This window comes from Methylobacterium sp. E-065, from assembly GCF_022829605.1.
GTDB lineage: Bacteria > Pseudomonadota > Alphaproteobacteria > Rhizobiales > Beijerinckiaceae > Methylobacterium.
On sequence record NZ_JAKSYD010000218.1, the window covers coordinates 1 to 10,324 of the forward strand.

At 71.1% G+C, this 10,324-nt stretch carries 11 protein-coding genes, 1 tRNA gene and 1 pseudogene; 8 read left to right on the plus strand and 5 right to left on the minus strand.

Translation table 11 applies throughout. The features are described 5' to 3' along the window. Window positions 1-203 precede the first annotated feature (203 nt). From MKK84_RS25695 to MKK84_RS25730, 8 genes and pseudogenes are all read left to right on the plus strand, one after another. Window positions 204-278, plus strand: a tRNA-Thr gene (locus tag MKK84_RS25695). A 92-nt stretch (window positions 279-370) separates the two neighbouring features. Next, window positions 371-643, plus strand: a pseudogene (locus tag MKK84_RS25700) (D-galactarate dehydratase); the annotation flags it as partial. A gap of 61 nt (window positions 644-704) precedes the next feature. Further along, the gene (locus tag MKK84_RS25705; protein ID WP_243924860.1) at window positions 705-1,646 is read left to right on the plus strand and encodes a hydroxyacid dehydrogenase; all 942 of its coding nucleotides are present in this window, start codon (window positions 705-707) and stop codon (window positions 1,644-1,646) included. A 525-nt stretch (window positions 1,647-2,171) separates the two neighbouring features. Beyond that, window positions 2,172-3,251: a YeiH family protein gene (locus tag MKK84_RS25710; protein WP_243924861.1), complete on the plus strand. Its 1,080-nt coding sequence runs from the start codon at window positions 2,172-2,174 to the stop codon at window positions 3,249-3,251. A 65-nt stretch (window positions 3,252-3,316) separates the two neighbouring features. Continuing rightward, window positions 3,317-4,558: a sulfite dehydrogenase gene (soxC, locus tag MKK84_RS25715; RefSeq protein WP_243924862.1), complete on the plus strand. Its 1,242-nt coding sequence runs from the start codon at window positions 3,317-3,319 to the stop codon at window positions 4,556-4,558. After that, window positions 4,545-5,084: a c-type cytochrome gene (locus MKK84_RS25720; RefSeq protein WP_243924863.1), complete on the plus strand. Its 540-nt coding sequence runs from the start codon at window positions 4,545-4,547 to the stop codon at window positions 5,082-5,084. The genes soxC and MKK84_RS25720 overlap by 14 nt, the downstream gene beginning before the upstream one ends. Before the next feature lie 464 nt (window positions 5,085-5,548). Beyond that, complete coding sequence (locus tag MKK84_RS25725) at window positions 5,549-5,845, plus strand: NepR family anti-sigma factor (protein ID WP_243924864.1); 297 nt, start codon at window positions 5,549-5,551, stop codon at window positions 5,843-5,845. Further along, window positions 5,842-6,438, plus strand: a complete 597-nt coding sequence (locus MKK84_RS25730) for a sigma-70 family RNA polymerase sigma factor (protein WP_243924865.1) — start codon at window positions 5,842-5,844, stop codon at window positions 6,436-6,438. Before MKK84_RS25725 ends, MKK84_RS25730 begins: the two co-directional genes overlap by 4 nt. Window positions 6,439-6,444: 6 nt before the next feature. Here MKK84_RS25730 and MKK84_RS25735 read toward each other — a convergent pair whose 3' ends face one another. From MKK84_RS25735 to MKK84_RS25755, 5 genes are all read right to left on the minus strand, one after another. Further along, the gene (locus MKK84_RS25735) at window positions 6,445-6,978 is read right to left on the minus strand and encodes an isochorismatase family protein (protein ID WP_243924866.1); all 534 of its coding nucleotides are present in this window, start codon (window positions 6,976-6,978) and stop codon (window positions 6,445-6,447) included. A 154-nt stretch (window positions 6,979-7,132) separates the two neighbouring features. Further along, complete coding sequence (locus MKK84_RS25740; RefSeq protein ID WP_243924867.1) at window positions 7,133-8,155, minus strand: asparaginase; 1,023 nt, start codon at window positions 8,153-8,155, stop codon at window positions 7,133-7,135. Window positions 8,156-8,288: 133 nt separating this feature from the next. After that, on the minus strand, window positions 8,289-8,900 hold the full coding sequence (locus MKK84_RS25745; protein WP_243924868.1) for a hypothetical protein: 612 nt from the start codon (window positions 8,898-8,900) through the stop codon (window positions 8,289-8,291). Window positions 8,901-9,127: 227 nt separating this feature from the next. Next, the gene (locus tag MKK84_RS25750) at window positions 9,128-10,000 is read right to left on the minus strand and encodes a CheR family methyltransferase (RefSeq protein ID WP_243924869.1); all 873 of its coding nucleotides are present in this window, start codon (window positions 9,998-10,000) and stop codon (window positions 9,128-9,130) included. Continuing rightward, on the minus strand, window positions 9,997-10,324 hold a 328-nt coding region (locus tag MKK84_RS25755), incomplete at its 5' end, for a CheB methylesterase domain-containing protein (protein WP_243924870.1). The genes MKK84_RS25750 and MKK84_RS25755, both read right to left, overlap by 4 nt.

Sequence of the window (10,324 nt, forward strand, 5' to 3'; positions counted from 1 at the left end):
CCGTCGGATCGCGGATCGTTCAGGCTGTGGCGCCCCCCGATGTCCCGGAGCGCCGACCGTCCGTACGCGCCCGAAGCGCGACGCGGCCGGGCCATGGACGGACTGTGCCGGGATCTGTGCCTTGACGAAGCGCCCTCAAACGTAGTCAAAAGTCCCCCTGACGACCTGAAACCGCAAGATTTCTCAACGGTTTCAAGGCGCCCGCCGGTGTAGCACAGCGGTAGTGCAGCGGCTTTGTAAACCGAAGGTCGGGAGTTCGATCCTCTCCACCGGCACCAATCGGATTCCGGCAGACCCTCTGTCCCTTCCCATCCCGCCCGCCGATGCGCAGCGGTGACCGCGCGATGTCGACCCGGACAGTGCAAAGGTGGCCGGCGACGTGATCCCCACTGTCCCGAGCGGCCAGGGCAACGTGATCGGCAACGCGATCGTCCCGGTGATCAAGATCACCGGCAATCCCAGCGCCGTGCGCACCAGGGGCGAGCCTATCGCCGTCTCGGGCGTGCTCAGCCGCGCGAGGACGATCCGGCAGGCCGGCGACGCGTTGATGGTCAGGGTGGTGCGCACCACCAATGGCCGGCTCACGGCGGCCGAATCCCTCGGCCACCGGGAATTCGTGATGACGAAGCTCTATCGTAGCGCCCGACGCCGAGCCCGGCGCCCGCGTAACGGGCGCCGGACCGGCAGGGGAACGAGGAGAGACCATGCCCAAGGTCGTCATCAGCGAGTTCATGGACGAGGCGGCCATCGCCGAGGACCTTGCCGGCTTCGACACCCTGTACGATCCCGGCCTCGTTGACCGGCCGGACGCGCTGGCGGCGGCGCTGGCCGGTGCCGACGCGCTGATCGTGCGCAACCGGACCCAGGTGCGCGGCGCCCTGCTCGACGCCGCGCGGGATCTGAAGGTGGTGGGCCGCCTCGGGGTTGGGCTCGACAATATCGACATGGCGGCCTGCCGGGAGCGGGGCATCGCGGTCTACCCGGCGACCGGCGCCAATGACGGGGCGGTGGCCGAATACGTCGTGGCCACCGCAATGCTGCTGCTGCGCGGCGCCTACGGGGCGACGGCGCGCGTCGCCGCCGGCACGTGGCCGCGCAACGCCCTGATGGGCCGCGAGATCGCCGGCCGGCGCCTCGGCCTCCTCGGGTTCGGGTCGATTGCCCGGGAGACCGCCCGCCGGGCCGCGGCCCTGGGGATGGAGGTCGCGGCCCACGACCCGTTCGTCGATCCCGGGGATCCCGCCTGGAGCCCGGACCACGGCCCCGTCCGGAACCGGGATCTCGAGGCCCTCATCGCTGAGAGCGACGTGCTGTCCCTGCACGTGCCGCTCACCGACGAGACCCGCGGCCTGATCGACGCGGCCGCCCTCGCCCGGATGCCGAAGGGCGCGATCCTGATCAACGCGGCGCGGGGCGGGATCGTGGACGAGGCGGCCGTGGCGGACACGCTGCGCGCCGGCCATCTCGGGGGCGCGGCGCTGGACGTGTTCGACCGCGAGCCCCTCGACGCGCAGGCCGGCGCCGTCTTCGCCGACGTGCCGAACCTGATCCTGACGCCGCACATCGCCGGTGTGACTCAGGAATCGAACGTGCGCGTCTCGTCCGTCACGGCGCGGGCCGTGCGCCGCCACCTGACGGAGCGCTGAGCCGATGCCGGCCCTGGCCCTGCCGGAGGCCGAGAACCTGGCCGCCCAGGCGCTGGTCGGTGCCGAGGCGAATGGGCTCATTGGAGCGCGGACAGGTTTTGCGCTCCGGGTCTACCACGCACCCTCCCTCCTCCGCAGGGGCTTGCGGATTCACACAGCGGGTTCGGATACACCGGTTCAGGATCGAGCGCGGGTCCCCTCTTTCGAGGGGGGAGAGGGGTAGGATGAGGGTCGAGAACTTTCAGAACGCAGTGCGCCCTGTCGGCACATCAATCGTGTCCCCTATCCTGAGCGTTCTCATCCCTCACCCCAACCCTCTCCCGCCCGGGAGAGGGAGCCCGTCGCGTTCCGTCGTCGACCCCAGTGCCCAACGGAGATCCGTGAACATCGTAGCCCACACGGGGGAGGGGCCGGCTGCGTTCCGTCACGAACGTCAATGTGCAATCTAGATGCGTGAGTATTGTGGGCCGCAGAGGGGGAGGGAGATGCACGGAGCCGACAGCCCGTCCTTCGGGAGCGACCGTCGTGAGCGCTGACGCCTCCTCCAAGCCCGCCGCCCGCTCCGCCGCCGGAACCGGTGTCAGCACCGCGCTCCTGCCCGGCATCGGCCTGTGCGCGGCGATCACCGCCGTGGCGATGGCCGCGCAGGCGCTGGAGGAGCGGGCCACCGGCCATCCCTACGTCGAGGCCCTGGTGCTTGCGATCCTGCTCGGCATCGCGGTGCGCACCGCCTGGACACCGGACGGGCGCTTCCGCACCGGCATCGCGTTCTCGGCGAAGCAACTCCTCGAGGTCGCCGTGGTGCTGCTCGGCGCCTCGCTCAGTCTCGGGGCGATCCTCGCCTCCGGCCCGGCGCTGCTGGCCGGCATCGTCGGCACCGTGGTGATCGGCATCGCGGCGAGCGTGGCGATCTGCCGGGCGCTCGGCCTGCCGGCCCGGATGGCGATCCTGGTGGCCTGCGGCAACGCCATCTGCGGCAACTCGGCGATTGCCGCGGTGGCGCCGGTGATCGGCGCCGAGCCGAAGGACATCGCCGCCGCGATCGCGTTCACGGCCGTCCTCGGCGTGCTGATGGTGCTCGGTCTGCCGCTGTTCGTGCCGCTGGCGGGCCTGAGCGACAATCAGTACGGCGTGCTCGCCGGGCTCACGGTCTACGCCGTGCCGCAGGTGCTGGCCGCCACCGTGCCGGTGAGCCTGCTCTCGACCCAGGTCGGCACCCTGGTGAAGCTCGTGCGCGTGCTGATGCTCGGCCCCGTGGTGGTGGCGTTCTCGCTGATCGCCCCCCGGCTGCCGCAGGCTCCGGACTCGGCCGCGTCCCAGACGCCAGCCCGGCCCGGGCTGACCAAGCTGGTGCCGTGGTTCATCCTCGGCTTTCTGGCGCTCGCCACCCTGCGCTCGCTGGGGCTGGTGCCCGACGCCGCCGTGAAGCCGCTGACCCAGCTCGCGGGCGTGCTCACGATTCTGTCCATGGCGGCGCTCGGCCTCGGCGTCGATGTCCGTGTGCTGGCCCGGGTGGGCGGTCGCGTGACCCTGGCGGTCACCGCCTCGCTCGCCGTCCTCGTCGCGGTGAGCCTCTGCCTCATCCACGGGCTCGCAATCCGGTAGGCGCCGGCGGGCCGACCCCGTATCCTCCCCCGGGGGGCCCGACCGAGCGACTGGAGCGACGAGCGATGACGCGCGATTCCGACGATCCGCCGGCCCGGCGGCGCTTCCTCGTCCAGGGTGCGGCCGCGGCGGCGGCCCTCGTGGGCGGACGCGCCCGGGCCGACGAGGCGGCGCCCCCCGCCATCCCGGACTGGATGAAGACGCCCGGCGCCGATGTCGGCAGCCAGACCTACGGCACGCCCTCGCGCTTCGAGGCGGACGTGATCCGCAACGTGCCCAAGGGCCTCAAGCAGTACACCTCCGCGTCGAGCCGCACGCCGCTTCAGGATCTCGACGGCATCCTGACGCCGAACGGCCTGTTCTACGAGCGCCACCACGGCGGCATCCCCGACATCGACCCCGCCCGGCACCGGCTGATGATCCACGGGCTCGTCGAGGCGCCGCTGATCCTGACGATGGACGACATCCGCCGCTTCCCGTCGGAATCGCACATCTACTTCCTCGAATGCTCCGGCAATCCGGGCTTCGAGGCGATCAAGGGCAAGACCGCCTCGGACCTCGTCGGCCTCGTCAGCTGCGCCGAATGGACCGGCGTGCGCCTCGCCACGGTTCTGCGCGAGGCCGGGCTCAAGCCGGAGGCGCAATGGGTCGTGGCCGAGGGGGCCGACGCCGCCGCCCTCACCCGCAGCATCCCGATCGACAAGTGCCTGGACGACGCGCTGCTGGTCTACAGCCAGAACGGCGAACGGCTGCGGCCGCAGCAGGGCTACCCGCTGCGGGTGCTCCTGCCCGGCTTCGAGGGCAACATGAACGTGAAGTGGCTGCGCCGCCTCAACGTGACGGCGGAGCCGGCCTATTCGCGCGAGGAGACGTCCAAGTACACGGATTCCATGCCGGACGGCACGGCGCGGCAATTCACCTTCCTGATGGAGGCGAAGTCGATCATCACCCGGCCCTCCGGCACCCAGCGGATCGCCCCCGGCTTCCACGAGATCAGCGGCATCGCCTGGACCGGGCGCGGCAAGATCCGGGGCGTGCAGGTGACGACCGACGGAGGCAAGAGCTGGCAGGACGCGGCGCTGCAGGAGCCGGTCCTGACCCGGGCGCTGACACGCTTCCGCCTGCCCTGGACCTGGAACGGCCAGCCAACGACCATCATGAGCCGGGCGGTCGACGAGACCGGCTACGTGCAGCCGAGCTTTTCGGATCTGACCGCCGTGCGCGGGCTCAAATCCTTCTACCACAACAACGCGACGATCCCCTGGCGCATCGCGGCGACCGGCGAGGTGACCAATGGCTACGCGTAACACCCGCGCACTGACGGCTGCATTGCTCCTGCTCGGCGGCGTCGGCGCGGCGCGGGCCGCGGAGCGCTACGGCATCGGCCGGGCCGCCACCGCGGCCGAGATCGCCGCCTGGGACATCGACATCGACCGCGACGGCCGGAAGCTGCCCCCCGGCAGCGGCAGCGTCGCCCACGGCCGGGACGTATTCGACGCGCAGTGCGCATCCTGCCACGGGGCCCGCGGCGAGGGCGGGATCGGCGATCCGCTGGTCGGCGGCCGGGGCAGCCTGGCCTCGGCCAAGCCGCTCAAGACGGTCGGCAGCTTCTGGCCCTACGCGCCGACCCTGTTCGACTACATCCGCCGGGCCATGCCGATGAACGCCCCGGAATCGCTCAGCACCGACGACGTCTACGCGGTCTCGGCCTACATCCTGAACCTGAACGGTCTCGTGCCCGACGAGGCAATGCTCGACGCCCATGGGCTGGCCGCGGTGCGGATGCCGAACCGCGACGGCTTCGTCCCGGATCCCCGGCCGGACGTCCGCTGACCGGCGGCGCCTGTGACTCCTGGGCGCTTATCAAGAGTGCTGACCCGTACCCGACGCCCCTCCCCCCCCCTGGGGGCTTGCGGATTCACACGTCTCTGCCGGACGACAAGGGCTTGAGAAATAAGCGTGTTTCCCCTCCCCCTTGCGGGGAGGAGAGCGCGTCTGTGCCCGCGAAGTTGAACATCCTCGCCTCCGCGGTGGAGAGACGCGCCAAGCCGGGATCGATCGCACCGCTCATCCGCCGTTCAGGCAGCGGGGCTGATATTCGTTATAGCCAAGCTATAGACTAGTATTTCTGGATTGTAACTGCAGACATAATTTGAAAAACTGAGACAAGCTGGGCTATTTGAAGATTAAAGTTCCCTGAATGTATAATTCAGAACCGATTAAATCCGGAGCGCCTACCAGCGCCGTCCGAAGGCGATGAGACGCGTCTCACCGTAGCCCGTCCCCGGATCGGCACGGTGAAGCGCAGGACCCCGCGGGGCCGCATCGCGCACGGCACGGGGCGCAACCACATGTCAGGGAGCAAAGACGAGCGGGCGGTCCCCAGCGCCGCGCGGGCCGCGACGGCCGGGTCGGTCGTTGCGTTCCCGTCGCGACAACGCCCCCGCGCGCCCCAACGCGCGATCGATGCGGCAGCCCGGGAGCGGATCGGGCGCGGCCTGCGCCTGCACTACGCGGACGTCCTGTCCCTTCCGGTCCCGGACCGGCTCCTGACGCTCCTCGACGCCCTCGCCGACACGGAGGCCCAGCCATGACCCTGATGCTCCAAGCCGTTCCCGCGGGGAGTGGATCCGGCGCGGCCCCGACGGGCGCCGACCCCGAGATGCGCGACCTCCTGCTGGGCGCGATCCCGGCCTTGCGGGCCTTCGCGTTCTCGCTGACCTATGATTTCGACCGCTCGGACGACCTCGTGCAGGATACGCTGGTCCGGGCCTGGATCAACGCCGCGAGCTTCCGCCGGGGCACCAACCTCACGGCGTGGCTGTTCACGATCCTGCGCAACCTGTTCTACTCGGAGCAGCGCAAGCGCAAGCGCGAGGTCGAGGATGCCGACGGGGTCCATGCCGGCCGGCTGACCAGCCTGCCCGAGCAGGAGGTCCGGATGGAGATGGCGCAGTTCCAGAGCGCCCTGAACCAGCTCCCGGCCGCCCAGCGCGAGGCGCTGGTCCTGGTCGGTGCCCAGAGCTTCACCTACGAGGAGGCGGCGGCGATCTGCGGCGTCGCGGTCGGCACGATCAAGAGCCGGGTCAGCCGAGCGCGGGTCCGGCTGATCGAGGCGCTGGGCATGGAGGGGACGGACGATATCGGCACCGACGCGCAGACCCGGGCGGCGCTCGACGGGGGCTGAGCGGCCTCACTTGATCAGCCGGACGACCTCGCGGAAGCGCGGATGCCGGGCGGTGCCGAGCCACTCGAACACCACCATCTCGGTGGTGACGATCTCGGCGCCGTGGGCCGCCATCCGGGCGAGCCCTGCGTCCCGGTTCCCGGTCTTGCGGGAGCCGACCGCATCGGCAACCACATAGACGCGGCGCCCCGCCTCCAGCAGGCCGAGCACCGTCTGCAGCACGCAGATATGCGCCTCGCAGCCGGTCACCACGCAATCGCGGTCGTCGGGCAGGCGGTCGAGAAAGCCCGGGGCCTGCACGGCGCCGAAGCTCATCTTCGGAATGGCCGTCCCGGGCTCGGGGGCGAGCTCCGGTACCGTCGGCCCGAGGCCCCCGGCATTCTGCTCGGTGACCAGCACCGGCACGTCGAGGAGCTTCGCGGCGGCGGCGAGACGGCCCGTGTTAACGATCACCTCGGCGCCCGCCGCAATGGCCGGCATCAGCCGGACCTGAACGTCGATGACGAGGAGCAGGGAGCGGGCGGGGTCGATCAACGGCATCGGTCTCGGAGTCTGTTGGACGGGGACAGTCATGGTTTCGAAAGGTCGAGACCTTTCGCGGGTCCAGGGCAGCGCCCTGGTAAACGTCTCAGGGCTCTGCCCTGAGAACCCGCCAAAGGGCTCGCCCTTTGGAATCCCGGGCCGAGCGGGCTCTTCAATACGTGGCGAACACGCGCGCCACCGCCGCCGGCTCCGCTGTGACGGTCAGCGCCAGGGCGAGGAGGATCCGGGCCTTCTGCGGGGTCAGGTTGTCGGCACTGAGGATGCCGCGCTCGCGCAGGCGGGTGGACAGGGGCACCACGCCGCTCCCGGCCCGGGTCGACATCACCACCACGATCCCGGCGGCGGCCGCCGCCTCGAGGGCTTCGGCCTCGCCGGGCGGGACCATGCCCGGGGCGAGCCCCGCCGCGACGAGGCCCCGCGCCCCCGCGGCCCGGAACGCCCGCACGGCGGTGCCGTCGGCATCGGCGTAGCCGTAGGCGATGTCGACCCGCGGCAGCGCGGGCAGATCCCGGATGTCGAAGGGCGTGCCCGGCGCGTGCGCGCGCTCGGAGCGGCGGTAGTACCGGACATGATCGCCGTCGACCTGGCCGAGCACCCCGAAATCCGGCGTCCGGAAGGTCTGGAGCCGGGCCACCGAGGTCTTGGTCACCTCGCGGGCCGCCTGGATCTCGTCGTTGAGCACCACGAGGACGCCGCGCCCGCGGGATTCGGGCGCCGCCGCAGTGCGCACTGCCGCCACGAGGTTGAGCTTGGCATCGGTCGACAGCGCGCTCATCGGGCGCTGCGAGCCCACCAGCACCACCGGCAGGTCGACCGTCAGGGTGAGGCTGAGCGCGTAGGCGGTCTCCTCCAGGGTGGCGGTGCCGTGCCCGATCACGATCCCGGCGAGGTCCGGATGCTCGGCGGCGAGGCGCGCGCACAGCTGCACGAGGTCGCGCCACTCCGAGAAACCGATCGCCGGGCTCGGAACCGCCCGGAACGGGACCGGCACCATGGTGGCCACGGCGGCCAGTTCCGGGACCGCCTCCAGGATGCCGCCGGCCTCCAGGCGCCGGCCGGTGGCGCCGTAGTCGAGGATGTCGAGGGCGTCGCGCCCGAGGGACGCGATCGTGCCGCCGGTCCCGATGAACGCGACCTTGGGCAGCCCGCGTTCCGTCATCATGCCTGCCGCCATGCCGAGCCTCCCGGCCGTCCCCGGCCTCGCGAATGCGGGCGGACGATGCCGCGGCGCGAGGCCCCGGTCGACCCCGCCGGGCGCAGGCGGGCGATGCGCCGGACGATGGGCGCAGCGCCGGGACGCGATCGCGTCAGCTCCGGAAGTCGACCAGCAGGGCCGAGACGCGGGAGCTGGCGCTGGTGCCGCTCGCCCCGTAGCCGACGCTGGACGACTGGCTGTTCTGGAGTTGCTGGAGGAAGCCGGCCAGGAGATCGTTGGTCGACGACGTGTCGGCGCTGCTCGACGAACCGGAGGAGCCGCTGCCGGAGGCGTCGGCGGCGGCCGGCAAGCCCGGCGGGGGTCCCGGGGGTGGGCCGCCCGCGCCCGAGACGCCGCCATCCGCCGCGTCGCCGGTCTGGGTGCTCCGGCCGTGGCTGGCGAACAGGGTCTTCAGCTCGGTGGCCTGATCGTCGGTCAGGCTGCCGCTGCTGACCTGATCGGCGATCAGGCTGTCGACCCGGTCCTTCATGGAGGACGGGTCGAGCTTGGCCTCGGTGCCGCTGCCGGCGCTCGCGCGGTCCGCCGACAGGCTGGAGTCGATCGACGACAGGGCGCTGGTCAACGCGGTGGCGTCGGTGCCGCTGAGGGTGCCGGCCGAGAGCGCGCTGCTGATCGTGTCGGCCATCCGCGTCTGCGGGCTGTCCTGGGCCGACCGTCGCGGCGCGTAGAGCTGCGACGTCGTGGAGGAACTGATGGGACTCATGGAAACGCTCGGGGCACGGGACTGCCGGAATCGCCCGGCGGCGGGTCCGTGTGCAAATTACCCACGCAGTTCTGAAGAGTGGGTTTCCCTAGCGCTGGCACGGTGAGACACCGGGTTGAAATCCGGATCCACGCGTCGCCGCGCGGCGGATGCCGGGGCCTCCTGCGGACCGGAACCGGAGGTGGCGCGTGGCCGCGCCCGGTCGACGGCGTCGCCCGGAACCCGGATCAGACGCCGGCCGCCACCCGCAGCGGCAATACCGCCGCGGTCTCACCCAGACGCGCCGCGGGCACGCCATGCGTGTAGAGGCCGCGATGCTTCGGATGCGGTGCGAGCCGGTCGGTCAACCCGATCACCGTCTCGGCCGCGCCCAGAAGCAAAGCCCCCTCCGGCGTGAGCTGGGCGGCGAGCCGCGCCAACACGTCCGATTTCGTCGGCGCGTCGAAATAGATCAGCACGTTGCGGCAGTAGATGATGTCGAACTGGCCCAGCATCGTGAAGCTTTGCAGCAGGTTGAGCTGGCGATAATCCACCATGTTGCGCAGGCTCTGGGCGATCTGCCACTGCTCGCCGACCTGATTGAAGTACTTGATCAGCCACTGCACCGGCAGGCCGCGCTGGACCTCGAAATGGCTGTAGAGCCCGGCCTTGGCCTTCTCGATCACTTCGGTGGAGATGTCGGTGGCCACGATCTCGACCTGCCAGCCCGGCATCCGGGGCGCCGCCTCCTGCAGCAGCATGGCGAGCGAGTACGGCTCCTGGCCCGTGGAGGAGGCCGCGCACCAGATCCGCAGCCGGCGCCGGCTGGCGTTGCGGATCAGCGCCTCCGGCAGCAGCGTGTCGCGGAACAGGTCGAACGGGATCCGGTCGCGGAAGAAGAAGGTCTCGTTCGTGGTCATCGCCTCGACCACGCTCCGCTCCAGCGCCCCGTTCCGGCCGAGCTTGAGCGTGCTGATCAGCTCGCCGAGGCTTCCGAGCCCGCAGCGGCGGCAGATCGGGGTCAGCCGGCTCTCCACGAGGTAGCGCTTCTCGGCGGTCAGCGCGAGGCCGGAGCGCTGCTTGAGGAAGCCGCGCAGGAATTCGAATTCGAGTTCGGTCATGCCGGCTGACCCGTGATCATGGCGCGCAACGCCGTCGCGAGGTCCGGCAGCGGCAGGACCGCCTCGGCGAGGCCGGCCCGGGCGACGCTGCCCGGCATCCCCCAGACCGTGCTGGTCGCCTCGTCCTGGGCGAGGACCGGACCGCCGGCATCGGTGAGCGACCGGGCACCGTTGGTGCCGTCCGAGCCCATGCCGGTGAGGATCACGGTGAGCGTGGCGGCGCCGAACACGACCGCTGCGTCCTTGAACAGAACGTCGACCGCCGGCCGGCAGAAATTCACCGGCAGCCCGTCGGTCAGCTTGATGATGGGTCCGTTCGGGCCC